Raw genomic sequence first — 25,714 nt, forward strand, 5'->3', positions numbered from 1 at the left:
ATGCTTGCGTCAGTGGACTGCCGTCATACCGGAAGCCAGCTGCATGACTTTTTCCTGGGTCGCATCCGCACGGTCCAGGGTGCCCATCAGTTCGCCTTCGTGCATCACCATCACCCGGTCGCTCATGCCCAGCACTTCGGGCAGTTCCGAGGAAATCATGATCACCGCCATGCCTTCGCTGGCGAGGAAGGCGATCAAGCGATAGATCTCGGCCTTGGCGCCTACGTCGATGCCGCGAGTGGGCTCATCGAGAATCAGCAGCCTTGGGTGGGTCATCAGCCAACGCGCCAACAGGGCCTTCTGCTGGTTGCCGCCGGACAAGGTGTCGATGCACTGCTCAAGGGAGGGGGTTTTCACCCGCAGCTTCTTGCACATGTCTTCGCACAGCGCCCGCAGGGCCTTCTGCTGGATAAAGCCATTACCCGAATAATGCGGCAGCACCGCCATTTCCATGTTTTCCAGCACCGACAGGCACGGAAACAGACCGCTGAGCTTGCGGTCTTCGGTCAGCAGCGCGAAGCCTTTTTCAATTGCCATGTGCGGGTCCGTGATGCGGACCGCCTTGCCATCAAGGGTGATCTGCCCGCCGTCGCTTGGGGTAATACCGAAAAGGGTCTCTGCGACGTTGGTGCGTCCCGAGCCCATCAGCCCGGCAATACCGAGGATTTCACCGGCGTGCAGGTCGAACGAGACATTCTTGAATACGCCGTCCAGCCTCAGGTCGCGTACCGAGAGCAACAACTCGCCGATCGGCGTCTCGCGCACCGGGAACAACTGGCTCAGTTCGCGGCCGACCATCATCGAGATCAGGCTGTCGCTGTTCATGCTGTCGGCACGTTGCAAACCGATGTACTGGCCGTCACGGAACACCGCCACTTCATCGGCGATGGCGAACACTTCGTTCATTTTGTGCGTGATATAGACAATGCCTTTACCCTGGGACTTGAGGTCGGCAATGATCGAAAACAGGTGCGCGACTTCCTTGTCGGTAATCGCCGAGGTCGGTTCGTCCATGATCAGGATGTCAGAGTCGTAGGACACCGCCTTGGCGATCTCGACCATCTGCCGTTCGGCGATGCTCAGGTTGCCCACCTGTTCCTCGGGGTCCAGGTTGATGCGCAAGCGCGCCAGCAACTGCGCCGTGCAGCGGTGCATTTCGCGGTGGTTGACCATGTGCAGGCTGTTGAGCTGCTCGCGCCCGATCCAGATATTCTCGGCGATGCTCATGTGCGGCATCAGGTTGAGCTCCTGGTGGATCATCGCGATCCCGGCCTTCTGCGCCGCCAGGGGCGTTTCGAACTTGACCGGCTTGCCCCGCAGGCGAATCTGGCCGGCGTCCGGCTGATAGATCCCGGCGATGATTTTCATCAGCGTCGACTTACCCGCACCGTTCTCCCCCATCAGCGCCAGCACCGTACCTGGGCGCACACGCAGTTGCACATCGGCCAGGGCCACGACACCGGGAAAGCCTTTGCTGACGTTGACGATCTCCAACAGGTAGGGTTCTTGCGGTTCGACAGGCTGGATACCCGGAGGCTGCGAAGCAGTCGCTTGAGCGAGCATAGAAAAGTACTCCATCTGCAGGACGGCCGAGACCGCCCTGCCGGCTTATTGTTGTTATACCAGGGCTACTTGAAGTCTTTGACGTTGTCGGCGGTGATCGGCTTGAACGGGATGACAATGTTCTGTTCGATCGTTTCGCCTTTGGCCATCTTGCGTGCCGCTTCTACCGCGCCGTCCCCTTGGCCTTTGGCGTCCTGGAACACCGACATGGCCAGGTCACCCTTGGCCACCGCGTTCAAACCGTCCTGCGTACCATCGACACCCGCGATCAATACGCTCCCCGGCTTGGTCCCCACCGATTTCAAGGCCATGGCGGCGCCAATCGCCATTTCATCGTTATTGGAAATCACCGCGTTGAACGCACGGCCCTGGGTCAGCCAGTCGCTGACCAGCGTCATGCCCCTGTCGCGCAGCCAGGCACCGGTCTGTTCCTGCTCGATCTTGATACCCGGATACTTGGCCAAAACTTCCTTGACGCCCTTGGTGCGGTTGGTGGTGGAGTTGTTCGCCAGATCGCCGAGCAGGATCACGATCGTGCCCTTGCCGCCCAATTTTTCGGCGATGTACTGCATCTGCATGCGGCCGGCCTCTTCATCATTCGACGTCACGGCCGCGACCCCTTTGGGCAGATCCTTCTGATCCGGCCGACGGTTGACGTAGACCAACGGGATGCCGGCTTCGGTTGCCTCCTTGCTGATTCTTGCCGTGGAGGCGGTGTCGACCGGGTTGACGATAATGGCGTCGACTTTCTGGCTGATGAAGTTCTCGACCTGGCTCAGTTGCTTGACCACGTCGGCGCGCGCGTCTTCGAATTGCAGCTGCACACCATCGCCCTTGGGATAGGAACTGGCCTGCTTGAGCATGTACTCGCGCACAGTGGTCAGGTAGGCGTCATCGAACTGCGACATGGTTACGCCGATCTTGAGATCGGCGGCCGCAGCAAAGCCGCTGGTCAGCAGAATGGACAGGGCCAGCGCGGTAAAACGGATCGGGGTCTTCATGAACGGTCTGTCTCCACATTTTTGTTGGTTTTCTGGACGTTGCGTTGATCAGAGCTCAGCGGGCAGTCGGACCACCGGTGCGCCGGGAATGCAGCACACCAGCGCGCCCTGGTTTTCGACGCACAGCACATTCAGGAAAGAGAAGTAAAACGGACGGGGGCGGGGCAGACCGCGTGACGCAAAGGCGGGGCGTAAAACTCGCAGTACAGCGTTGAAGATTTTCATCTGACGGTACCTGGTTGTTTTTTATCTTGTTTTTGTTGAGTCGTGCGAATCGGGTTCGAACGTACTTTTTTGCAACCTGGAAAAGACTTTATTGGAAAATAATTTCTATATCAATATGTTTTGGAATTTTATTCCATTTTTGTTGAAACCACCTGCTGGCGCTCGGCGCTCAGGCGTGCGGCGTCCAATATACGGGTGGTTTCCAGCGCGTCACAGGCCTCCACCGGCAGCGGGCCCTGGCCTTGCACGGCGCGCTGCAACTGACGATAGAACTCGGTCCAGCAGCCTTTCTCCGACGGCACGCGCTCGCGCTCCGGCCCCTGCTCGAACCAACCCCAGCGCCGGTGCTCTTCAGCGCCCCAGTGCTCACCTTCGGTTTTCGGTGACTTGCCGGCCATCAAGGCTTCTTCCTGGCCGTCCAGCCCGTCCACGGTGTAACACCCTCCGGTGCCACTCACCCGAAAGCGCGGCGCCTGGCTGTTTTGCAGCGCACTGCCCCACAAATGGGAAATCACGCCATTGGCGTGGGTCAGGCTGACAAAAAACCCGTGGTCGAGGCTGGGGTAGTCGCGGCTGAACTGCAGCTGTGCAAACACCCGGTCCACCGGGCCGAACAGTTGCAGCGCCTGGTCCACCAAGTGGCTGCCCAGGTCCCGCAGCCAGCCACCGCCACTGGCATTGCCCACCGCTTGCGGGCTGTAGCGTTCGACCCGGGATTCAAATCGGGTGATCTCGCCCAGGGCACCGGCGTCGATGAGCTTGCGCAGGGTCAGGTAGTCCGAATCCCACCGCCGGTTCTGATAGACGCTTAACAGCGAGCCCTGGCGTTCGGCGGCGGTAATCAGCGCCTGGGCCTGCTCGGCATTGGCGGCGAAGGGTTTGTCGCTGACCACGGCGACACCATGTTCGATGGCCTCCAGTACCAGCGCCGGGCGGCCCTTGAGCGTGGTCGAAATGACCAGCGCGTCGACACCCGCCTCGACGATCTGACCAATGCTGTCAAACGCCTTCACCCCGGGATGGTCGCTGCTCAATTGCTGCCGACGTTCCGCTGAGCGTGTCACCACCCCGACAAAGGTGGCCCCCGGTAGTGTGGCAATCAGCGGCGCATGAAAAAATCGCCCGCCGTGGCCGTAGCCGACTAGTCCAATTCGCATGCTTCAACTCCTTCTTGAACGGCAAACCCAATCCATATGTGGGAGGGGGCTTGCTCCCGATGGACTGCGTAGCAGGCTCATTTTTGAGGCCGCTGCGCGGCCTATCGGGAGCAAGCCCCCTCCCACAGGTTCGCTCAGCCGTAGAAGTGCGGGCGCTCAGGGAGACTGACTTTCACAATCTGCTCACTGCCCTGCGCCTCGATACAGGCGTCCGCCGCCACCGCCGCCGCAAACCCATCCCACGCGGAAGGCCCGCCCACCTGGCCGGCGCGCACGCCATCGATGAAGGCTTGCAGCTCCACGTCGTAGGCCGCGATAAAACGGTCTTTCCAATCCATCAGAATCGCATTCGACAGTTTCGCCTCACTGCGTAATTGCACCTGGGACGGCTCCGGCAGTTTGGCGATGCCGGTCTCCCCCACCACTTCGCACTGGATGTCATAGCCGTATTGGCAGTTCACGAACACTTCCACATCGATACGGGTGCCCTTGGCGGTTTCCAGCAGCACGATCTGCGGGTCGCGCAGGTGGGCCAACGCCCTGCTCGACTTGCGTGGGAACACCACTTGCACCGAGACGTAATCGTCGTTGAGCAACCAGCGCAGTACATCCAGCTCGTGGATCAACGTGTCGGTGATCGCCATGTCGGTCTTGTAGTTCTCGCCGACCTTCGGGTTGCGGTGCGCGCAGTGCAACATCAGGGGCTCGCCGATCCGGCCGCTGTCGATCACGGCCTTGAGGGCGCGATAGCCTTCGTCATACGGGCGCATGAAACCGACCTGCACCAGGCGCTTGCCGTATGCCACTTCGGCGTCGACGATCCTGCGGCAGCCCGCGGCCGTCACTGCCAGGGGTTTCTCGCAGAACACCGGCTTGCCGGCGGCGATGGCCGCCAGCACGAACTCTTCGTGGCTCGGCCCCCAGGACGTCACCAGCACCGCCTCGACCTGCGGTGAGGCGATCAGCGCATGGCCGTCCGGGTACACCTCGGCGTCCAGCTTCAAGTCCGCCACCACCTGGGCGGCTTGCGCAAGGTTGATATCGGTGACTGCCACCACCTGGCTGTTGAGCAGGGTCTGGCTGCAACGCCGGATATGGTCCCGGCCGATGGCACCCGTACCGATCACTCCAAGCTTCAACGACATAGATTCATTCCTCTTGTTATTAGTACTGCCGGGCCTTGGCCAGCTGTTCATTGAGTTTTTTCGCCGCCGCATTCGTGCGCTCACTGGTGGAGACCTGCGCCACGCCCACCCGCCACCACGACAGGTAGCCATGCACCATGGTCTTGGGCAGTACCTTGATGTCGATCAGCGTCGAGACGGTCTGCGTACGCGCATCGGCCAAGGCCGCTTCCAGTTGCTCCAGCGTGCTCACCTTGTAAGTCTTGCAACCGTACGCCGCCGCACTCATGGCGAAGTCCACCGGCACCAACCCACCATCGAGCTTGCCGCTCTCGGGGTTGCGAAAGCGAAATTCCGTGCCGAAGCTGTCCATGCCATTGCCGAGCTGCAGGTTGTTGATGCAGCCGAAGGCCATGTTGTCGAACAGCACCACGTTGATTTTGCGCCGCTCCTGAATCGAGGTGGCGAGCTCCGAATGCAGCATCAGGTAGGAGCCATCGCCCACCAGTGCATAGACTTCCCGGCCCGGCTCGGCCAGCTTCGCGCCCAGGGCCGCATTGATCTCGTAGCCCATGCACGAATAGCCGTACTCGACGTGGTAAGTGTTGACGCCCTTGCTGCGCCAGGCACGCTGCAAGTCGCCGGGCAGGCTGCCGGCGGCGGCGACGATGATCGCGTCGTCGGCCAGGGTCCGGTTCAGCACGCCGAGCACGCGGCTCTGGGTCAGGCAGGAGCCGGTCAGCTCGATAAATTCACGCAGCACCGCACGGTCCAGGCGGTCATCGACCTCAGGCACGAAGTCGTCGCCCTGATATTCCACCTGGTGCACACGGTCTACCTCGGCGTCGAACAGTGCCTTGGCCTCTTGGATCTGCTCGCCCCAACCGGCGCGATAATGCCCCAGCGCATCGACCAGCGCGTCAAGGGCAACTTGCGCATCCGCCAGCACTTGCACGCCATCGAGTTTCAACGCGTCGCAGGGGTTGATATTGAGGTTGAGGAACGTCACCTCGGCATGTTTGAACAGCGACTTTGACGAGGTGGTGAAGTCGGTATAACGGGTGCCGACGCCAATGATCAGGTCCGCTTGCGGCGCCAGCAGGTTGGCCGCCAGGCAACCGGTTTCCCCCAGGCCACCGACGTTCAGCGGATGGCTGGAGATCACGGCGCTCTTGCCGGCCTGGGTTTCGGCGAAGGGAATATCAAAACGTTCGGCAAAGGCTTGCAGCGCAGCATTCGCGCCGGAGTAACGCACCCCGCCACCGCAGATGATCAACGGCTTGCGCTTGCCCCGGAACGCCGCCACGGCATCCTCGATCATCGCCGTGGTGGCCGGGCGACGCTCGAGGCGATGCACGCGCTTTTGCAGGAAATAATCGGGATAGTCCCAGGCTTCGCCCTGCACGTCCTGGGGCAATGCCAGGGTGACCGCGCCGGTTTCAGCCGGGTCGGTGAGCACGCGCATGGCGTGAATGGCCGCCGTCATCAATTGCTCGGGGCGGTTGATACGGTCCCAGTACTTGCTCACGGAACGGAAGGCGTCGTTGGTGCTGATGCTCAAGTCATGGAACTGCTCGATCTGTTGCAACACCGGGTCGGGCTGGCGACTGGCATACACATCGCCGGGCAACAGCAACAACGGGATGCGGTTGGCGGTGGCCGTCGCCGCGGCGGTCAGCATATTCGCCGCACCCGGGCCCACGGACGCCGTGCATGCGTAGATCTTGCGACGCAGGTGCTGCTTGGCGAAACCGATGGCCGCGTGGGCCATGCCTTGCTCGTTGCGCCCCTGATGCACCACCAGGTCGCCGCTGTCCTGCTCCAGGGCCTGGCCCAGGCCGAGCACATTGCCGTGGCCGAAAATCGTGAACACCCCGGCGACAAACTTGCTCTGCACGCCATCGACTTCGATGTATTGGTTATCCAGGAACTTCACCAGGGCCTGGGCCATGGTCAGTCGGGTTGTGGTCATGAAGCGCCCCTTAAAGGTCCAGCAGCCAGCTGTGCTGCGGGTCGTTATGGAAATGCCAGGCACGCTTGGGGCCGGCCATCACGTTCAGGTAATAGGACTCATAGCCATACGGTACGCTGACCGGGTGATAGCCCTTGGGCACCACCACCAGGTCACTGTTTTCCACGGCCATGGCCTGGTCGATACTGCGGTCATCGGTGTAGACGCGCTGGAACACGAAGCCCTGGGGCGGGTTGATCTGGTGGTAGTAGGTTTCTTCGAGAAAGCTCTGGCGCGGCAGGTCGTCGGTGTCATGCTTGTGCGGCGGGTAGCTCGACGAATGCCCGGACGGCGTGCGCACTTCCACCACCAGCAGAGAATGCGCCGGCTCGCTGTCGGGCAGGATGTCGCAGACATAGCGGGTGTTGGCGCCCTTGCCGCGCACGCTGCGCCTGCACTGTTCGGGGCGGATCAGGCGCGGTTCGAAACCCGGAGCACCGGGCGCGGCGCAGACAGCGATCTGCGCATCGCTCAACGCCGTCACCTGGGCCTCGGTGCCGGGCGGCAGGTAGGCGGCGAACGGAGACTTCTCCTCGAACACCGACTGGCGATCACCGAGGTTCTGCCAGTTGAAGCCCTCGCCCTGGATATCGACCCGGCCACTGAGCAGCACCAGGCACAGCTCGTTATCCCCGGCGCTGACGGGCAGGGTTTCGCCCAGGCTCAGGCGGTAAGCGGAAAAACCCACGTACTCCAGGCGCCCGGCTTCCAGGGCCACCATGGTTTGTCCGCGTTTGCTGCTTTTGACCAGCAAGCTCATCACTCAAACCCTCTCGTCGAGAAGTGCACGCAAGGTGTCATAACCCTTTTTGGCGTAGATATAGCTGGGCGCCACGGCCGGGTCCTGCTCGGCCTCCACCACCAGCCAGCCCTGGTAGTTCGCGGCCAGCAGCACATCGAGCAATTCGGCAAAATCGATATCGCCGTCACCCGGCACCGTGAAGGTGCCGTTGACGATGCAATCGGGGAAGCTCCACATCTGGTTGCGGGCCAGTTGCACCACCGCTTTGCGTACGTCCTTGAAATGCACGTGGCAGATGCGGTCGATGTGTTTGCGCAGCACCTCGATGGGTTCGCCACCGCCCATGTAGCAATGGCCGGAGTCGAACAGCAGGCCGACTTCAGGGCCTGTGCGGCGCATCAGCTGGTCGATGTCTTCGGGAGACTCGACGTAGGCGCCCATATGGTGGTGGTAGGCCAGCCTCACCCCCTGGGACAGGGTGAAACGCGCCAGTTCAGTGAGTTTGTCGGCGTATGCCTGCCAGGCTTGCTCACTGTGCAAGCGCGGGCGCTCGATCAGGCGCACACGCGAACCCTGGATGGAGTCGGCGACTTCGCCATACACCAGCACCTTGGCGCCGTTCTGTTTGAGCAGCTCGACATGGCCGGCGATAGCTTCGATTTCTTCGGCCACCGAACGCCGCGCCAGACGGCTGGAGTACCAGCCGGAGACCAACGCCAGGTCATAGGGACGCAACACATCGCCGACGCCCTTGGCGTCCTTGGGAAATTTGCCGTTGAGTTCAAAACCTTCGTAGCCGATGTCCTTGCCTTCGCTGAGGGCGGTGCTCAAGGGAGTCTCACCGCCCAGGGCCGGCAGGTCGTCATTGCTCCAGGAGATCGGGTTGATGCCAATTCGGATTGCGGGCATGGCTGCACCTTTTTTATTTTTCAGGTATCGCTGAGATCTGCTTTTATGTGGGAGGGAGCAAGCCCCCTCCCACATTTGATTGCATTGCATATTTGGAATTGTGATCAGGTTCGGGAACTGCGCCAGGCGTTGATCAGCTGCTCGAACGTCGCCTGCACACGCTGGATCAGGGTCTCGTCATCAATCTCCCCCGCCATCCACGCCTGGCTCGGCTCCTGGAAGATCGTACGGCCCACGGCGAAACCACGGCAGGTGGTGCTGTGGCTGGCCTGCTGGAAGCCATCGGCCAGGCATTGCGCCGACGCGTTCAGGCCCAGCAGCACCACGCCACGGCAGTAAGGGTCGCGCTCTTGAATCAGTTCATCGAGCTTTTTCCAGTCCTCGGCCGACTGCGCCTCGATCTTCCACCACGCCGGGTAGATGCCCAGGTTGTACAGGCGCTTGAGGCTGCGATACAGCACCTCCGGGTAAGGGGATGGATGATCCTTGGGCGGGATGACCTCCAGCAGCAGTTCATGGCCGCTGACCAGCGAGGCCTCGTACAGCGCCTTGAGTTGCGCTTCCTGCTCCAGGCGCAGCAGCGGCTCGTCGTCCGGATGAAATTGCACCAGGCACTTGATGATTTGCTCCTGAGGCCAGGCGATCAAGTTGCTGCCGACCGAACGCCCATGCTCGAACGCCAGGGGTCGCGAGTTCTGTACTTCCACTGGGCGCGCGATCCACCAGCCGCGACCGCTGGCGGCGTTGAGCGCATCCTGGCCAAAACGCTGGTCGGCCAGCAGGCCCACATCGGCCTCGACGCCCTGCTCGCCAAGTTTTTTCTCCACCCGTTCGATGGCCTGGATAAACAGTTGCTTGATATCGCTGATGCGCGCCGGATCCTGCCCGCCCTTTTGCGCCAGGTCGACCAATTGCCAGCGATGGTCGAACGCAAACACGAACAACGGCTTCCAGACCTTGCGCGGCACCGTGACGCGATGCAGGCGTTGCAGGGTAACGTCCTGATCCGGCCGCGTGATGGGCACCGGGCTGTTGAACAGGTAATCCAGTTCGGCAGGCGTGGGCATCGCAGGGGCACAGGCATGGCGCGACACCACCAGGCCGCCGCAAGCATTGGCCAACTGGCTGCAACGCTCATCGCCCGCATCGTTCAGCCAACCGCTGAGGAAGCCCGACATAAACGCATCGCCGGCGCCCAGCACATTGAGCACTTCCACGCGCACACCGGGGTAGATCGCCCCGTCTTCCAGTCGCGCCGGGATGGCGCCGTGGATCACCGTGCAGCCCTGCGGGCCGAGCTTGACCACCAGGGTGGCCGGGGTCAGTTCGCGCACGTTGCGCAGCGCGCTCAGCAAGTCCTCATTGCCACCGGCGATCAGGAACTCTTCTTCGGTGCCCACGATCAGGTCAAAACGCGGCAGGATTTTCTGCACGTGCTGGCTGACATTCTGGTCGGCGACAAAACGGGTTTCACCGTCCGCCTTGCCGGCCAGGCCCCACAGCACCGGGCGGTAGTCAATGTCCAGCACGCGCTTGACGTTGTGCCTGGCGGCATAGTCCAGCGCCTGGATGCTGGCCTTGTACACACCATCGGTGGAGAAATGCGTACCGGTGATCAGCAGGGCTTTGCTGGAGGCAATAAAGGCTTCGCTGATGTCTTCGGCGCGCAGGGCCATGTCTGCGCAGTTTTCGCGGTAGAACACCAGGGGGAAGGTTTCCCGGTCCTTGAGGCCAAGCAGCACCAGGGCGGTGAGGCGTTCAGGATCGACTTTGATGCCGCTGACATCGCAGCCTTCACGGGCCAGGGATTCCACCAGGAAACGCCCCATATGGTCGTCCCCTACCCGGCTCAGCATCGCCGACTTGAGCCCCAGGCGTGCGGTGCCGAAAGCGATATTGGCGGAGGACCCGCCGAGGTACTTGGCGAAGCTGGACACGTCCTCAAGCCGCGCGCCCACTTGCTGTGCGTAGAGGTCGACGCCCAGGCGCCCGAGGCAAATCAGATCCAATTGACGCCCACTGGCAAAACGAGTCTGGCCCATGCTGGCTCCTGTTATTTTTATCAGCCTGCGTTGTACTGCCGTGGCGACAGCAAACGCTCTTGGTGGGAGCAGACTAGAACGTCCGGGGAGCGCAATCAATATTTATTCCATATTTATTTTTTGTGGAATATTTTTTCCAATACACTGACATAATGGCTCGCCATTCGCCGTGCATCGTTTCAGCACGCCGCGCGGGCCGTGATGCCGGGGTATTTTTTTGCGCCTACCCTGTAGACTTGCGCCACCCACCCGCGCAACAGACGAAAACGCCAGAAGGATTGCCCATGTCCCGCACCGATCCCGAGACTACCCTGGAAGCCACGCTCGCCAGCCCTCCGATCAATGCCGAGCGCCTGTTGCAACTGATCACCGACGAATACGAAAGCCTGCCGCGTCAGCTCAAGCGCATTGCCAGCTACATGAGCCAGCAGCGCGACCGGATCATGGTCGACCGCATCAGCGATATCGCCCGCGAATGCGAAGTGCACCCCTCCGCCATCGTGCGTTTTTCGCAACGGTTCGGCTTCAGTGGGTTCAGTGAGATGCAGGCGCTGTTTCGCGAGGCGTATACCCACAAGACCACGCCGGTACAGAACTACCAGCAGCGCATCCGCAGCATGATCGCCAACAAGTCGCAGAAAGCCAGCGGCGGCGACTTGGCACGTGAATGCGTCAACGCCACGCTGTCCGGCATAGAGCGCCTGGGGCTGGAACTCGATGACGCGGCGTTCGAAAAAGCCGTGGACCTAGTGGTCAATGCCGACAATATCTATGTGGTCGGCGTGCGCCGTTCCTTCGCCGTCGCCGATTACCTGGTCTACAACCTGCAGCACACCAACAAGCGCATTCACCTGATCTCAGGCTTGGGCGGCAGCTACCGCGAGCAGATGCGCAGCGTACGGGCCAACGACCTGGTGATCGCCATCAGCTTCACGCCCTACGGCAAAGAGACCCAGCACTGCCTGCGCATCGCCCAGCACCAGCAGGCCAAGACCCTGATCATCACTGACAGCAACCTCTCGCCCCTGGCCAAGCGGGCGAACACGGTGCTGTTGGTGAACGAAGGTTCCTCGTTCGCCTTCCGCTCGTTGAGCGCCACCTTGTGCCTGTGCCAGGCGCTGTTCATTGCAGTGGCGTATCGCCTGGAATTGAAGGTGGACGAGATTCATGAACAGGTCGGGTTCGAAGACTGAGCGACAGACACCGACTCACATTGCGATCAGCAACTTTGTCAGCACCCGCCCGTGAAAACGGATCTGCGCCAGGGTCAGCGCGGTGTAGCCGATGATCACCGCCGGCGGCAGGCTGGCCTCTACGCAGAACTTGCCCAAGGGCTGCAGCGCCAACCCGACGGCAGCGGCCCGCTCACAGAAGTCCTGCTCCTCCACACGCGGCGGCAACCACAAGACAAAGTGCAGCCCGGCCTGCTGGCCGCTCACTGAGCAACCATCCGGCAGGCACGCGAGCAATGCGTCGCGCCGTGCCTGATAAGCCTGGCGCGAAGCGCGCAGATGCCGCACAAAGGCACCGCTGCCAAGCAACTCCACCAACCCCAGCTGATCCGTGGCGCCCACCGAATGCCCGGTCAGTTGCAGGGTGCGCAATAGCGCTGGGCGCAACGCCTTGGGCACCACCATGAACCCCACGCGCAAACCGGGAAACAGGTTCTTGTTGAAGCTGCCGCAGTAGAGCACCCGGTCGCCGCAATCCAGGGATTTGAGCGCCGCCAGGGGGGCGCTGTTGTAGTTGTACTCGCTGTCGTAGTCGTCTTCGATCACCCAGGCGTCGGCGCGGGCGGCCCAGTCCAGCAACGCCAGGCGCCGCGACACCGAGAGGGTCATGCCCAGCGGCGCCTGGTGCGCCGGGGTCACATAGGCCAGGCGTGCGGTGGAAGGCAGTTGCGCGCAATCCAGGCCCTCGGCCGTCACCGGCACGGCCTTGACCTGTGCACCCGCCAAGCCGAACAGGCGACGTGCGGGTGTGTAACCGGGGTCTTCAACGCAGGCCGTGTCACCGGGCTTGAGCAGCGTGCGGGCGATCAGGTCGAGGGCGTGGCGAATGCCGGTGGTGACGATCACTTCATCGGCCTCGCATTGCAGGCCGCGATAGCTGCGCAGGTAATCGGCGATCTGTTCTCGCAAGGCCGGCAGCCCGGCCAGGTGGGCGGCTTCCAGCACACCAGGGCCCACGCGGAGCAAGCCACGGGAGAGGCAACGCGCCCAGGTTTTCAAGTCGAACAGGCCGGCATCCGGGCGCCGTGCCACGAAAGGCACGTGGCTCTGCACCACCGCGTCAGGCTGATCAGGCAACGCCGCACGGCGCACGCTTGCGCTGGGCGCCGCAGCCGCAATGAACTGTTCGGGGATCACCGCACATACCCGCGTGCCCGAGCCGGCCACCCGCTGCACATAGCCTTCGCCCTGCAAGCGCTCATAGGCCGCCTCGAGGGTGCCGCGCGATACCAACCAGCGCTCAGCCAGACTGCGCGTAGACGGCAAGCGACTGCCCGCCGGCAGCTGCCGGTTCAGGATGGCGGTACGCAACGCATCGTAAGCGCCCTGCTGCTTGCCCGCGTCCAAGGCGGCGGGACGCGGCAGGTCCAAGGCGGATGCGGCTTTTCCTCGACTCATAAGTGGTCCATTCACTCCAGGCATAAGTGGCTCAAAGGATTAAACCACAAAGCCAGTAGAGTTCGAGGCTCCACGAACGGTATCGAGGCTTTCCATGACACAACGCGCCCTCTCCACGGGATTCTGGCTGGTGCTGCTGACCCTCCTGATCGCCTTGCCGCGTATCACCCTGGACCTGCACCTGCCGGCCCTGCCCGCCATGGCCGACTATTTCCACGCCCGCGACGCCCAATTGCAATTGACCCTCACGCTGTACACCCTGGGTTCGGCGATTTCCCTGCTGGTCAGCGGCCCGCTGACCGACCGCTTCGGTCGTCGACCGGTGCTGCTGAGCGGCCTGTTCCTGTATGTGGCGGCCACCGCCGCCTGCGCCGGGTCCGACAACCTCGGCGTGCTGATCATCGCCCGCTTGTTCCAGGCCCTGGGCGGATGCTGCACCACGGTGATCGGCCGGGTGATCGTGCGCGACTACTTCGACCGCCAGGAGCAGGCACGTCTGCTGGGCTTGATCTCCATGGCCATGGCCGTGTCGCCGATGGCCGCCCCCGTGCTGGGTAGCCTGCTGCTGCCGTTGATCGACTGGCGCGGGCTGTTCGTGCTGCTTGGGCTGATCGGGGCCGCGCTGTCTGTGGTGGTGTATCAGCGCTTGCCGGAAACCCGTCCGACAGAGGTGGCTGCCGCGCCGCCGCGCAATCTGTTGCAGCTCTACGGCCAACTGCTGCGTGACCGCTATTTCCTGCGCTATTCGCTCGCCATCGGCTGCGTCTACAGCACCTACTTTCCGTTCATCAGTGAGTCGTCGGCCTTGCTCCAACGCGGCTTTCACTTGTCTGCCACGGCTTACGCGCTGGTGTTTGCCGCCACGATCAGCGGCTACATGCTCGGCGCGAACCTGTTTCGGCGGCTGGTACAACGTTTCGAACCCGACCGTTTGATCAGCGCCGCAATCGGCTTGAACATCGTCGGGAGTGCGACACTTGCCACCGCGACTTCTGTTTTGCCGGGAGAATGGTTGGCGATTGTGCTGCCGATGGTGGTGATCATGGTGTCGGTGGGCATGGCGATTCCAGCTTGCCAGCTGTCGGTGTTGCAGCCCTACGGCGCAGTGGCCGGGACGGCTTCGGGGCTGTTCTTCTTTATCCAGATGTTCCTGACGGCCGTGGGCAGCTGGCTCACCGGGTTGCTGTCGGATGGCACTTCAACCCCGCTGGTGATCATGACGTCAGCGGCGAGTGTGTTGCTGCTCAGCGGTTGGCTGACGCTGCGCAAAACAAAATGTGGGAGCGGACTTGCTCGCGAAAGCGGTGTGTCAGTCAGCTGATAATCGCTGAAAGACCGCCTTCGCGAGCAAGCCCGCCCCCACAAGGGACCGAGCCAGGCTCAGGTTAGTGCATGAAGATCGCGATCAGAATGATGACCGGGATAGGCACGCCGAGAAACCACAAGAGTAATGAGCGCATGAGAGTGTTCTCCTTGAATTAACGAACGTAGGTTTCGGTTTCGACATACACCACGGCATCCCGACGGCGACCGCCGAACGTGGCGGCGAAGCTGGCGAAGAATGCACCGATCAACAGCGTGATGAAGGTCCACAGCGACGTGTAGGCAGCGACTTTCGCAGCGGTGTCGGCGGCTTGCTTGGCTTTGAGCTTGGCGTCTTCGATGGCTTTGCGGGCATCGCCGTAGACCTTGTCGATACGCGCTTCGGCGTCAGCCTGGCTGAGGTTGGTGCGCTGGCTGATCAACTGGGCCAGGTAGGTCCGGTCTTCAGGAGCGAGCTGGCCGTCGTTGCTCAGGGTGCGGGTGAAGATACGTGCAACCACGCCATGGGCGGCATCATCGCTGACGGCGGCTGGGCGGTCATCGCGGAACAGGCTGTCGACGTAATAATCGAAGTCGCCACTGTTGGCGCCTTTGGCGGCACCGCCGGCTGCTTGTGTCAGGCCGCTGGCGGCACCCGAGGCAACCGCCGCACCGGCTTTTACACCGCCGCTGACGACGCTGCTGACCGAGCCGACCACCAGCACTGCGGTGATCAGCGTCGCGACGGCCCAGGCCAGGAAACCATGGGCGGTGTCTCGAAAGTACACCTCATCCGTGTGCATATTGGCCCACTTCACCCGCAACCGACCGGCGATGTAACCACCGAGCCCGGACGCGACGATCTGGGTGAAGGCCAGCCAGACGATGGTAGAAATGCCAAGCCCCTTGGCACTGATCCCGCTGTCAGCCCACGGCGAAACCGCCGAGAACCCCAGGCCGAAGCCCAGCAGTACCAGAATCAGGGAAAGTGCAGCGGCAGCTGCGGCCCCGGCAAAGATAGCCCCCCAGGAAACCCCGGAGAGCGTGCTTGATTCTTGCAGCGTGGATGAGGATGTGATCATTGTTGTTTAGCTCCAGGCATGAAAAATAGTGTTACAAGTCCCAAAAAGGACAGTGCAGGCACCATGCCAGTCGCCGACAAAAATAAATTCTATATATTTCAAACAGTTAAATAACTTGAACTTCTCGAAATCATGCAACTTGCAAGAATGAGCCGTGAGAGGTGGGCGTTATGCACTTCCACCCAGCGAATGCTCGATTTGCCTAACATGAATATTTTTTTAGTAAGCCCGCTATCATTTCTTGGCAAAATGCCCCCACTTCTAGTGTGAACGCTCACCAGGTAATCCTATGACACGCATTTTGACCATCGAGGATGACGCCGTAACGGCCCGCGAGATCGTCGCCGAGCTGAGTAGCCATGGACTGGATGTCGACTGGGTGGACAACGGCCGTGAAGGCCTGGTCCGTGCCGTAAGCGGAGATTACGACCTGATCACCCTCGACCGCATGCTGCCGGAACTCGATGGCCTGGCCATCGTCACCACGCTGCGGACCATCGGGGTGTCGACGCCGATCCTGATGATCAGCGCCCTCTCCGACGTCGACGAGCGTGTGCGCGGCCTGCGCGCCGGTGGCGATGATTACCTGACCAAACCGTTCGCTTCCGATGAAATGGCCGCCCGGGTCGAAGTACTGCTGCGGCGCAAAAGCACGGTCAAGGAACTCGAAACCGCCCTGCGCGTGGCCGACCTGGAACTGAACCTGATCACCCGCGAAGCCAGCCGTGCCGAACAGCCGCTGAGCCTGTTGCCCACCGAATACAAACTGCTGGAGTTCCTGATGCGCAACACCGGGCAGATCCTGTCGCGGATGATGATCTTCGAGGAAGTCTGGGGTTACCACTTCGATCCCGGCACCAACCTGATCGACGTGCACATCGGTCGCCTGCGCAAAAAAATCGATCCACCGGGCCTCACGCCGTTGATCCGCACGGTACGAGGTTCCGGGTATGTCATTGCTGAACCCCTCTAAGGGCTGGCGCTCCTCCAGCAGCCGCTTGCTGGCGCTGTACAGTTCGTTGTTCGTGGCGTGGAGCTGCATCCTCATGGGGGTGCTGTACTACGAGGTCTCGGGCTACCTGGGCGACTTGTCGCGTCACTCCCTGATGCAGCGTCAGCACCTGTTCCAGCGTTTTGACGGCGAGGAACTGGTCGAGGCACTGACCACCAGCATGACCTTCGACATGAAGGGCGTGGACGCCTACGGCCTGTTCGATGAACAGTTCCGCCCATTGAGCGGGCCGATCCGTGCGGTGCCGCCCGACCTGCCCCTGGACGGCAAGATCCACGCCCTGGCCAATTGCGTCGACTCCAACGACCCCAAGCTGCCCAAGGACAGCTGCGACGCCGTCGCCACCCACACCGAAGACGGCCGCTGGCTGGTACTGGTGCGCGCCAACGGTTCATTGTTCGGTGTCACCCGGATCATCTGGCATGCCCTGTTGTGGGCCCTGTCCCTGACGATCATCCCCGGCGCGGCCGGTTGGCATCTATTGCGGCGCCAGCCGCTACGACGCATTCGTGGGATTCAGGCCAGCGCCGAGGCCATCGTCGCCGGCGACCTGACGCACCGCCTGCCGCTGTCCAATCGGCGTGACGAACTGGATATGCTGGCGGCCATCGTCAACGCCATGCTCGACCGCATCGAAAAACTGATGAATGAGGTCAAGGGCGTCTGCGACAACATTGCCCATGACCTGCGCACCCCGCTGACACGCTTGCGCGCCCAGCTCTACCGCATCAAGCAACAAGCCGAAGAAGACTCCGCCCACGCGGTGAAACTGGATGACGCCATCGCCGAGACCGACACCCTGATGGCGCGCTTTCGCGGGCTGCTGCGCATCTCCGAGCTGGAAGACCACCAGCGGCGCTCGGGTTTTCTGGTGATGGACCCGTTGCCGCTGCTGCGCGAACTGCATGATTTCTACCTGCCCCTGGCGGAAGAAGGCGAAGTGGAATTGGTGCTGCAGATCCCCGAATCCCTGCCGTGGATCACCGGCGACCGCGCGTTGCTGTTCGAAGCCTTGAGCAACCTGTTGAGCAACTCGATCAAGTTCACCCCCTCCGGGGGTAAAGTCATCCTGCGCGCCGCCACGGATATGGGCAGCACGCGGATCGAAGTACTCGACTCGGGCCCCGGCATTCCGGTGGCCGAACGCAAATCGGTGTTCCAACGCTTCTATCGGGTGGATGAAAGCGATCAGCAAGGCGGCTTCGGCTTGGGTCTCTCGATCGTCGCGGCGATCATCAACCTGCATGGCTTCAAGCTGGAGGTCGGCACCAGTGAACTGGGCGGCGCCCGGCTGGTGCTGGAATGCCGCCAGCAATTGATCCCCGAGTAACGCCGCCCAACGGGGCTGGGTAGCCCCTAGAGCACAGCCCCCATCGCCTTGATCAACACCGGGTCGCGCCCATAGATATCGGGCGCGTACACCAAGCCACCCTGACGATCCACCTCAACCGTCCAATACCCCAGCAGCACCGGCACCGGTGTGGCCAGCCTGAACTCATGGGTCACGCCGGTGGCCAGCAATTCGTCGGTGCGCGTCCGTTCGGCCGGGCTCACCAGCAGGTCGCGCAACAGCAACGGTTGCTCCACCCGCACACAGCCTGAACTGAACGCTCGCGGCCCTTTGGTAAACAACGGCTGGCTGGGCGTGTCGTGCAGGTACACCGAATACGGGTTGGGAAAGCGCATCACGATCCGGCCCAACGGGTTACGCGGGCCGGCGTCCTGGCGCAGAAGAATGTTGCCCGGGCGCGACCAGTCCACCTGGTCTGCCGTCAACGGATGACCTTGGGCATCGAGCACCTGCAAGTTTTGCTGGCGCAAATATTCGGGGTTCAAACGAATGGCCGGGAGTTTGTCCTCGCGCATGATGGTCGGCGGGATGGTCCAGGTGGGGTTGAGGGTCAACCGCGTAATGCGCGACTTGAGCAGCGGCGTCTGGCGTTCGGCGCGGCCCACCTGCAGGCGCGTCTGCCACACCGGGATACCGCTTTGGTAGACGCTCAGTTGCGCCGCCGCGACGTTCACCACCACCCCTTCGGGTTCCAGGTCCTGGGCCAGCCAGCGGAAACGCTCGAGGTTGATGCGCAGTTGTTCGCGACGCATGGCCGGGCTGATATTGAGTTCGGCGACGGTCCCCGCGCCGATCACGCCATCCGCTTGCAATGAGTGGCTGGCCTGGAACGCCTTCACCGCCTTGACCAACTCGTCCCGGTACTGCTTGCCGTTTCCGGGGCTCGCCTTGGCCAGGTAGCCGCCGCTGAACAAGCGGCGCGCCAGTTCCGGCACACGCGGATCTTCCATGCCGGGGCGCAGCAAGGGGCCGTTGGCGACCGGGTCCCAATGCGGCAAGGGTTGCAGGCGCACGGTCGCGTAAGCATTGCGCAGGCTGCGATACAAGTCGGCGCTGGGGCGGGCCTGATCGAACGCTTGTGCCATGTCTTGCAACCCCGTGGCGGCAAACGCCAGCACCACGGTGTCCGGGTCACGGGTTGGCGGCAGCGCATGCCATAGCGGCTCGAACCGCGATTGCTGCAGGCGACCGTAATGCAGGTCCTGCAGGGCTTGCAGGTACTGGCGGCTGCTGTCGATATCGCTGCACAGCACATTGGCCGTGGCGTCTACGGCAGGCAGGCTATAGTGGGTGGGGTCCAGGCCATCGTCGGCCAGCAACTGCAGTTGGGCCTGCAACGCTGAACGGCGTTCACCGCTTGCCCACAACGGAGCGTCGCCCTGCTGCTGGTAGAACGCCTGCAACCGCAGCAGGGCGGCAGCGTCGATGCGTGGCGCCAGGTCGGGACATACGCTGGGCAATTGCGCCAGGGCCAGCTGGATCGGGCTGGATGGTGCAACGGAGACTGCGTCTGTCGGCAACAGTTCGGCTGTCGCGACCAGTGGTGCAACGAGCAAGCAAATGCTCAAGTAACATGCGTGTTTTTTGAACAATGACTTTGCTCCAATCCACAGTGGGGGGATGTACTGTAGATGCTGACTTTTATCCGTCGCCTCGGCCTGGCTGCCATGAGCCTGGCTGTATTGAGCCAGGCTGCGATCGCCGCCAATGGCAATCCTCCCTCCCTGTATAACAGCCTGGCGCGCTCGGCTCCAGAACTCAATCCCACCGTATTGAAAAGCGCCCTGAACGCCGTGCAGTGTGCGGTCAATAATGGTGAAGAACGCTCCGATCGCCTGGCGGTTATCGACTACTCGCAACCCTCGACCGCTCGTCGCCTGTGGATCTTCGATTTGCGCAAGAAAACCCTGGTGCTGCGTGACCTGGTGGCCCATGGCGCAAAATCCGGGGAAAACTTCGCCACGCAGTTTTCCAACCGCGAGGGCAGCCACCAGTCCAGCCTGGGGCTGTTTCGCACCCAGGAAAGTTACCTGGGCACCCACGGTTATTCATTGCGCATGGACGGCCTGGAGCCCGGTTTCAATGACCAGGCCCGCGACCGTGCGCTGGTGATTCACGCCGCCGACTACGTCAACCCGGCCTGGAGCAAACGCGAAGGCCGCATCGGTCGCAGCCAGGGTTGCCCGGCCGTACGCCCGCAAGTGGCGCGTCAGGTGGTGGACAAGCTCAAGGATGGGCAATTCATGTTTTCCTGGTACCCGGACCGGCATTGGCTGAAGTCCTCGACCTACCTCAATTGCAAACCCCAACAGGTGGCCAGTAGTCGTACAATCCGTGGTGGATAGCCTGTCCCCACCGATAAAAGAGAGCTTCGCATGCTTCTACACAAGTCCACCTGGATCGAAATCGGGCAGTTTCTGGAGCGCAGCCGCACGGTCGTGATCCCCATTGGTTCCAATGAACAACATGGCCCGACCGGCCTCTTGGGCACCGACTGGATGTGCCCGGAGATCATCGCCCATGAGGCACAGAAGAACGCCGACATCCTGATCGGCCCCACCTTCAATATCGGCATGGCCCAGCATCACCTGGGCTTTCCCGGCACCATCTCGCTGCGCCCTTCCACCTTTATCGCCGCGATTGGCGATTGGGTGCGCTCACTGGCCGGGCACGGTTTCGAGAAGATCCTGTTTCTGAACGGCCATGGCGGCAATATCGCCACCATCGAGGCCGCGTTTTCCGAACTGTATGCCGAGGCCAGCTACGCCCATCGCGAAGCCGGGTTTGCGCTGAAGCTGGTGAACTGGTGGGACCTTGAAGGCGTCGGCGAGCTGGCGCACCGCCAATTCCCGGTGGGCCATGGCAGCCATGCCACGCCGTCGGAGATCGCGGTCACGCAGTGGGCGTATCCGGAGTCGATCAAGTCAGCCGATTATTCGCCGCAGATTGCCAACACCGGTCCGATCCGCGAGGCGCTGGACTTCCGCGCACGCTTCCCCGACGGACGCATGGGCTCGGACCCGGCCCTGGCGACCGTGGAAAAAGGCGGTGAGTTGGTGGCGTTGGCGGCCAAGGGCCTGGTCAGGGCGGTCGACAGTTTCAGCAGCGAAGCGAAACCCTGAGCCCTCCCCCTGCGACCCTTGTAGTGAGCGGGCTTGCCCCGCGCGGGGTTGCGTAGCAGCCCCAAAACCAGGCGCCTCGGTCTTTCTGAAACACCGCAGCGGCAGGGTTTAGGGCGGCTTCGCCACCCAACGCGGGGCAAGCCCGCTCACTACAGGTTACTGGCAGTCTTTGGCTGCCTGTTCCAGCCGGGAGGGCGTGATCGCCGATGCCAGCGGCTTGCGCTCATACAGGAACACTTTGGTGCCGTCCTGGGACTTGTAGGCTTCCAGCACATCATCAGCAGCGAACTTGCTGGTCAGCAGCACCTTGGCGTGGCGCGAGTTCTGCGTCACGGTGGAGGTGATGCCGTGCTTTTCAAGCGTGGGCAATACGCACTGCACATAGCCTTCAGGCGTCTTGCTGGTTTGCAGGGTCAAGGTCGGAGCATTGGGTGCGGAAACACAACCGGTCAGTCCCAAAGAAGCAAAGGCCAGGGCCGGGGCGAAAAAAGAGCGCATAGAAATTCCTGAAAATAACTGAAAAAAGTTCACATCAACCCGCTCGGACCAACGCCTTGAGCGACACATCAAACTGCCTCAAGGCATCTTGCTGCACATCGCGCTGCTGCTCGATCTGCGCGGCGATCTCGGGCGCCGCCTTGTCATGCACCCACACCGATGACACCTGCTTGTGCACCGAACCTTCGGCCTTGGCGATGTATTGCAAGTCCGCGTCATAGAACCGTGCGGTAAAGCTTGCTTCCACCCAGTCGTTGCGCGGGGTCAGCAGTTGGTTATGGGTATCGAGCATCACCACTACGTCCGGGTGCGCCTGCACCAGCTCATCCAGGCTGCTATAGACCGTGACGGACAAAAAAGTGCCCTGCAGCGAACCCAATAGCCAATCAATGGCCAACTCCGGATCGGAGCTGTTGACGAATGCCTCGCGGATACGTCCGTCAAGGGCATCCTTGGCGCCGTTCATGGCCATGGCGTGGTAGCGCTCAAGGTAGCGGAGGTTGTCGCGGGTGTTTTCGCTGTACAACACCCCCACCGACTGCGCGTGCGCCAGGGAGTCTACGCTACCCACGAGTGGCAGCAAATGGCCCGTACGCAGTTCATCGGCAATAACCGGGGTGGTCATGACCACCGACCCCAGCATCAACATCATCAAACCCAGTTGGATTATCGTCCTCATCGCGCATTTCCTTGAGCAGCGTCTCGATGGTGCAATTCTCCCCTTTTCCAGCAAAAACAGAACTTGCGATCCTTGATGGTGACTATCATTTGAACCGATAGTGTTACACCGCCCGCTTTCAATAAAACTTATAAGGACCACGCCATGAAGCCGCACCAGAAAACCTTCGACCGCATTCGCGAAGCCGTACTGCCGGAGTTTCGCGAGCGGGTCGCCGATTACCTGGTCGATTATGAAGCCGTGCTGCAGGACGAAACGGCCGACGCCGACGAGCGCTACGCCAGCGCCCAGCAACTGCGCGGTTACCTGCGTGGCTTGAACACCACCCGCGTGCTGGGCATGGCTGATTGGGAAGACCTCGACCGGCGTGTCACCCACGAATGGCTGTCGCCGCTTACAGCGCCGGGCGTTGCAGGTTGACCCAGGCCTGCACCGACGGGCGCTGCCATTGGCGCTCGGCATACGCCACCAGCTCGGTCGGCACCTCGTCACCGTTGAGGATCAGCCGATTGAGCATCACCGCCAGGTCCACATCGGCAATCGACCACTCGCCGAACAAGTACGCCGGGTTGCCCGCCAACAACGCCTGCGCCGCGCTGATCAACTTCTGCGCAGCGGTTTGCGCCACGGGCGACAGGGACGGCATTTTCGCGCCATAAAATACCACCAGCGTCGAACGTTCCTGGCGGATCGGCAGCAAGTCGCTGCGCAACCACGCCTGGACTTGCCGCGCCCTCGCCCGCTGCCTGGGGTCAGCCGGGTACACCGGCGTCTCGGGGTAGACCTGTTCGAGGTATTCAGTGATCGCCGAGGACTCCGACAGGGCAAAGTCACCATCCTGCAACGTCGGCACGCGCTGCGTCACCGACAGTTCGGTGTAGTCCTTCGCCTGTTGTTGTGCGGCGTCCAGGTCCAGGGTACGGGTGTCGAACGCCAACCCCTTCTCGTGCAGGCTGACGAATACCGACATCGCATAGGGGCTGGTGAATTGAGCGTCAACGTAGAGGCGTAACGGCTGCATGGCGAGTCTCCTTGGGTGAAGTGCCACGCTACGAGATATGCGTTGGTAAAGAAAATGCAGGTTTTTTATGGGGGCATTCCTGGCAGGAATAGCACGGGTAGTGGCAATATTATGGCTATTCGCGATTTCTCGACATCGCTCCCCCTTCGTGGCCTTCAAGGAATGAATAGCACATGAAACAAGCGGTTGTGGTCATCCACGGCATCGGCGAACAGCGCCCGATGGACACCCTGCATGGCTTTGTGGACGCCATGATCCCGGCGAACACGCCCGACGCAAAACCCTTCTACTGGAGCAAGCCGGATCGGTTGTCGCGCAATTTCGACCTGCGCGTATTGAAGTCGCCAGGCCGCACGTCCACCGACTTCTACGAATATTATTGGGCCCACAAGATGCAGGGCACCAAGCTTGGCCACCTGCTGAGCTGGTTGTGGGACCTCTTCAAGCGCCCGCGCCGGGATATTCCCGACGCGATCGTGCCGATCTGGCGCACCACGCGCTGGACACTACTAGTACTTTTGCTGCTGATCGCCAGCGGCACCCTGGCCACGACCTGGGGCCGCTTCGATCACACCGACAACCCCTTCGCGCTGGTGCCGTTGCTACTGGGCGCCATCGGCCTCGGATTACGCTATTCCGCCCTGTCCTACCTGGGTGATGCGGCGCGATACCTGAGCCCCAACCCGCAGAATGTCGTGGTGCGCGAACAGATCCGCGCCGATGGCGTAGCGCTGTTGCGCGCCCTGCATAACCAGGGTGACTACGACCGGATCATCGTGGTCGGCCACAGCCTGGGCAGCGTGATTGCCTACGACATCGTCGGTTACCTGTGGCACGAGCATCACGATCAACTGAACAAGGTCATCCCCAGCAATCACGAATTGGCCAGACGCTACGCCAACCACGAACCGCTGCAACCGGTGCTCAAGCAAGCGCTGCCCGACGCCGGCGCGGCCCTTGATGGCGGCCTGGGCAGCACCCTGAGATTTCGCGAACAGCAAGCCGCGGCCTTTATCGAACAACGCAACCTGGGCAACCCCTGGCGTATCACCGACCTGGTCACCGTGGGCAGCCCGATGGCGCATGCCAGCCTGTTGCTGGGCCGCAGCGTCAGCGACTTCAAGCAACGCATGGAGCGTCATGAAGCCCCGGCCTGCCCGCCCACCAAGGATGACCAAGGCTACGGCTACAGCGCCCGCCAACCGGTCACGCTCGGTGGGCAGGCTTTCACCCCGCTCTACCTGCACCATGCCGCCGCGTTTGCGGTGACGCGCTGGACCAACCTCTACTTCCCCGCACCTTACGGCCTGTTTGGCGACATCGTCGGCGGCCCGGTCAAGCCGGTGATGGGCAATGGCGTGCTGGATTTGCCGGTCACTGTGGGTCGCTGCAAAGGCTGGCTCGCACGCTCCTGGCTCAGCCACACCCACTATTGGAGCGAGCGAAGCGGCGCCCAGGGCTACCTCGGCGCCTTGACCCAGGATGAACACGCGATCAGCCAAGGCCCCCGTCCTTCGGCCACCGAGGCCCTGCGCTGGGCGATCGACCTCAAGGGTCTGCGGCGATTTCGCTCGACCGAGCCCCTGGAAACGGCGGCCCCCGCCAAGGCTTAACCCGCAAAACCACCCGCCTTGAGGAACGCCTGCTCTGGTTCGGTGGTAGCCCTGGCCAGCACCGCGTTGCGATGGGGAAAACGCCCGAACCGTTCGATGATGTTCGCGTGCTCCTTGGCCCAATGAAAGGTACGGGCATCCAGTTGCTGATTCAGCGCCAGCGAGCGCTGCTGATCCGCCGGGTCTTCGGAATGCTCGAACGGCAAATAACAGAACGCACGTAGCTCAGGTTCGATCAGCTTATCCAACCCCGCGTCCACCATGCGCCGGGCATACAGCCGCGCCAGGGGGTCGGTGGCGAACATATGCGCGGTGCCGCGAAAGGCATTGCGTGGGTATTGATCCAGCAGAATCAGCAAGGCCAACGCGCCCTCTGCCGACGCCAGCCAGTCTTCCAGTTCGCGACGGGCGGCCTGCATATGGGTTTCGTAGAAGGTGTCGCGAAAGGCCGCGTCAAACGCAGCATCCTTGGCGAACCAACGCTTGGGTCCGGCCCGTTTCCAAAATTCAACGACCGCCTCGGCCGGTTGTGCAGGCATGCTCATCACTCTCCCCCTGGGTCAAACCACGGATTTCATCGCTTGACCCTAACAGCAAAGGAGCGGCGCGATAGTGAGACAAACTCATACT

At 62.0% G+C, this 25,714-nt stretch carries 24 protein-coding genes; 8 read left to right on the forward strand and 16 right to left on the reverse strand.

The features are described 5' to 3' along the window. Window positions 1–9: 9 nt before the first annotated feature. The 9 genes from MJP36_RS18885 to MJP36_RS18925 form a co-directional block, all read right to left on the reverse strand. Window positions 10–1,563, reverse strand: a complete 1,554-nt coding sequence (locus tag MJP36_RS18885) for a sugar ABC transporter ATP-binding protein (protein ID WP_060757170.1) — start codon at window positions 1,561–1,563, stop codon at window positions 10–12. A 65-nt stretch (window positions 1,564–1,628) separates the two neighbouring features. Further along, window positions 1,629–2,564, reverse strand: a complete 936-nt coding sequence (locus MJP36_RS18890) for a sugar ABC transporter substrate-binding protein (protein WP_244383732.1) — start codon at window positions 2,562–2,564, stop codon at window positions 1,629–1,631. Between the two features lie 48 nt (window positions 2,565–2,612). Further along, the gene (locus tag MJP36_RS18895) at window positions 2,613–2,789 is read right to left on the reverse strand and encodes a hypothetical protein (protein WP_162843538.1); all 177 of its coding nucleotides are present in this window, start codon (window positions 2,787–2,789) and stop codon (window positions 2,613–2,615) included. Window positions 2,790–2,917: 128 nt separating this feature from the next. Beyond that, entirely contained in the window at window positions 2,918–3,946 is a 1,029-nt protein-coding gene (locus tag MJP36_RS18900) for a Gfo/Idh/MocA family protein (RefSeq protein WP_244383733.1), read from the reverse strand. A 134-nt stretch (window positions 3,947–4,080) separates the two neighbouring features. Continuing rightward, on the reverse strand, window positions 4,081–5,091 hold the full coding sequence (gene iolG, locus MJP36_RS18905) for a bifunctional inositol 2-dehydrogenase/D-chiro-inositol 1-dehydrogenase (RefSeq protein ID WP_244383734.1): 1,011 nt from the start codon (window positions 5,089–5,091) through the stop codon (window positions 4,081–4,083). A 19-nt stretch (window positions 5,092–5,110) separates the two neighbouring features. Continuing rightward, window positions 5,111–7,042: a 3D-(3,5/4)-trihydroxycyclohexane-1,2-dione acylhydrolase (decyclizing) gene (iolD, locus tag MJP36_RS18910; RefSeq protein WP_244383735.1), complete on the reverse strand. Its 1,932-nt coding sequence runs from the start codon at window positions 7,040–7,042 to the stop codon at window positions 5,111–5,113. A 10-nt stretch (window positions 7,043–7,052) separates the two neighbouring features. Beyond that, window positions 7,053–7,841, reverse strand: coding sequence for a 5-deoxy-glucuronate isomerase (gene iolB, locus MJP36_RS18915; RefSeq protein ID WP_244383736.1), 789 nt, complete (start codon window positions 7,839–7,841; stop codon window positions 7,053–7,055). A 3-nt stretch (window positions 7,842–7,844) separates the two neighbouring features. Beyond that, the gene (iolE, locus tag MJP36_RS18920; protein ID WP_161549463.1) at window positions 7,845–8,732 is read right to left on the reverse strand and encodes a myo-inosose-2 dehydratase; all 888 of its coding nucleotides are present in this window, start codon (window positions 8,730–8,732) and stop codon (window positions 7,845–7,847) included. A gap of 104 nt (window positions 8,733–8,836) precedes the next feature. Then, window positions 8,837–10,774: a bifunctional 5-dehydro-2-deoxygluconokinase/5-dehydro-2-deoxyphosphogluconate aldolase gene (locus tag MJP36_RS18925; protein WP_244383737.1), complete on the reverse strand. Its 1,938-nt coding sequence runs from the start codon at window positions 10,772–10,774 to the stop codon at window positions 8,837–8,839. A gap of 284 nt (window positions 10,775–11,058) precedes the next feature. On the opposite strand from MJP36_RS18925, the gene MJP36_RS18930 reads away from it, so the two are divergent. Beyond that, the gene (locus MJP36_RS18930) at window positions 11,059–11,967 is read left to right on the forward strand and encodes a MurR/RpiR family transcriptional regulator (protein ID WP_060757178.1); all 909 of its coding nucleotides are present in this window, start codon (window positions 11,059–11,061) and stop codon (window positions 11,965–11,967) included. 15 nt (window positions 11,968–11,982) lie between these two features. Here MJP36_RS18930 and pdxR read toward each other — a convergent pair whose 3' ends face one another. Continuing rightward, complete coding sequence (gene pdxR, locus MJP36_RS18935; RefSeq protein ID WP_244383738.1) at window positions 11,983–13,404, reverse strand: MocR-like pyridoxine biosynthesis transcription factor PdxR; 1,422 nt, start codon at window positions 13,402–13,404, stop codon at window positions 11,983–11,985. A gap of 94 nt (window positions 13,405–13,498) precedes the next feature. Between pdxR and MJP36_RS18940 the strand changes: the two genes are divergently transcribed. Then, window positions 13,499–14,725, forward strand: a complete 1,227-nt coding sequence (locus MJP36_RS18940; protein WP_244383739.1) for a multidrug effflux MFS transporter — start codon at window positions 13,499–13,501, stop codon at window positions 14,723–14,725. Between the two features lie 157 nt (window positions 14,726–14,882). Here MJP36_RS18940 and MJP36_RS18945 read toward each other — a convergent pair whose 3' ends face one another. Next, entirely contained in the window at window positions 14,883–15,788 is a 906-nt protein-coding gene (locus tag MJP36_RS18945) for a hypothetical protein (protein ID WP_060757181.1), read from the reverse strand. Between the two features lie 289 nt (window positions 15,789–16,077). Here MJP36_RS18945 and MJP36_RS18950 point away from each other — a divergent pair, with 289 nt between their 5' ends. Together MJP36_RS18950 and MJP36_RS18955 are read left to right on the forward strand one after the other, a co-directional pair. Next, a complete protein-coding gene (locus MJP36_RS18950) occupies window positions 16,078–16,761 on the forward strand; it encodes a response regulator transcription factor (RefSeq protein WP_060757182.1) in 684 nt (227 codons plus the stop codon). Continuing rightward, window positions 16,739–18,130 (forward strand): sensor histidine kinase, encoded by a 1,392-nt coding sequence (locus tag MJP36_RS18955; RefSeq protein WP_060757183.1) that lies wholly within the window; start codon window positions 16,739–16,741, stop codon window positions 18,128–18,130. Before MJP36_RS18950 ends, MJP36_RS18955 begins: the two co-directional genes overlap by 23 nt. A 26-nt stretch (window positions 18,131–18,156) precedes the next feature. Here the strand turns inward: MJP36_RS18955 and MJP36_RS18960 are convergent, their stop codons facing one another. After that, entirely contained in the window at window positions 18,157–19,743 is a 1,587-nt protein-coding gene (locus MJP36_RS18960; protein WP_244383740.1) for a L,D-transpeptidase family protein, read from the reverse strand. A 39-nt stretch (window positions 19,744–19,782) separates the two neighbouring features. Here MJP36_RS18960 and MJP36_RS18965 point away from each other — a divergent pair, with 39 nt between their 5' ends. Both MJP36_RS18965 and MJP36_RS18970 read left to right on the forward strand, forming a co-directional pair. Next, window positions 19,783–20,496, forward strand: coding sequence for a murein L,D-transpeptidase catalytic domain family protein (locus MJP36_RS18965; RefSeq protein ID WP_090371594.1), 714 nt, complete (start codon window positions 19,783–19,785; stop codon window positions 20,494–20,496). Window positions 20,497–20,526: 30 nt separating this feature from the next. Further along, on the forward strand, window positions 20,527–21,273 hold the full coding sequence (locus MJP36_RS18970; protein WP_244383741.1) for a creatininase family protein: 747 nt from the start codon (window positions 20,527–20,529) through the stop codon (window positions 21,271–21,273). A 156-nt stretch (window positions 21,274–21,429) separates the two neighbouring features. On the opposite strand, the gene MJP36_RS18975 is transcribed toward MJP36_RS18970, so the two are convergent. Both MJP36_RS18975 and MJP36_RS18980 read right to left on the reverse strand, forming a co-directional pair. Next, window positions 21,430–21,771, reverse strand: coding sequence for a hypothetical protein (locus MJP36_RS18975; protein WP_090371598.1), 342 nt, complete (start codon window positions 21,769–21,771; stop codon window positions 21,430–21,432). A gap of 34 nt (window positions 21,772–21,805) precedes the next feature. Continuing rightward, window positions 21,806–22,450, reverse strand: coding sequence for an ATPase (locus MJP36_RS18980; RefSeq protein ID WP_244383742.1), 645 nt, complete (start codon window positions 22,448–22,450; stop codon window positions 21,806–21,808). 144 nt (window positions 22,451–22,594) lie between these two features. Here MJP36_RS18980 and MJP36_RS18985 point away from each other — a divergent pair, with 144 nt between their 5' ends. Then, a complete protein-coding gene (locus tag MJP36_RS18985; RefSeq protein ID WP_244383743.1) occupies window positions 22,595–22,870 on the forward strand; it encodes a hypothetical protein in 276 nt (91 codons plus the stop codon). On the opposite strand, the gene yfcF is transcribed toward MJP36_RS18985, so the two are convergent. After that, window positions 22,845–23,471: a glutathione transferase gene (gene yfcF / locus MJP36_RS18990; RefSeq protein WP_244383744.1), complete on the reverse strand. Its 627-nt coding sequence runs from the start codon at window positions 23,469–23,471 to the stop codon at window positions 22,845–22,847. The two genes, MJP36_RS18985 and yfcF, sit on opposite strands and share 26 nt — an antisense overlap. Window positions 23,472–23,644: 173 nt before the next feature. On the opposite strand from yfcF, the gene MJP36_RS18995 reads away from it, so the two are divergent. Further along, window positions 23,645–25,084: an alpha/beta hydrolase family protein gene (locus tag MJP36_RS18995; protein WP_244383745.1), complete on the forward strand. Its 1,440-nt coding sequence runs from the start codon at window positions 23,645–23,647 to the stop codon at window positions 25,082–25,084. On the opposite strand, the gene MJP36_RS19000 is transcribed toward MJP36_RS18995, so the two are convergent. Next, a complete protein-coding gene (locus MJP36_RS19000) occupies window positions 25,081–25,623 on the reverse strand; it encodes a DUF924 family protein (protein WP_425226349.1) in 543 nt (180 codons plus the stop codon). The two genes, MJP36_RS18995 and MJP36_RS19000, sit on opposite strands and share 4 nt — an antisense overlap. Window positions 25,624–25,714 lie beyond the last annotated feature (91 nt).

The sequence above is a fragment of the Pseudomonas palleroniana genome (assembly GCF_022836895.1).
GTDB lineage: Bacteria > Pseudomonadota > Gammaproteobacteria > Pseudomonadales > Pseudomonadaceae > Aquipseudomonas > Aquipseudomonas palleroniana.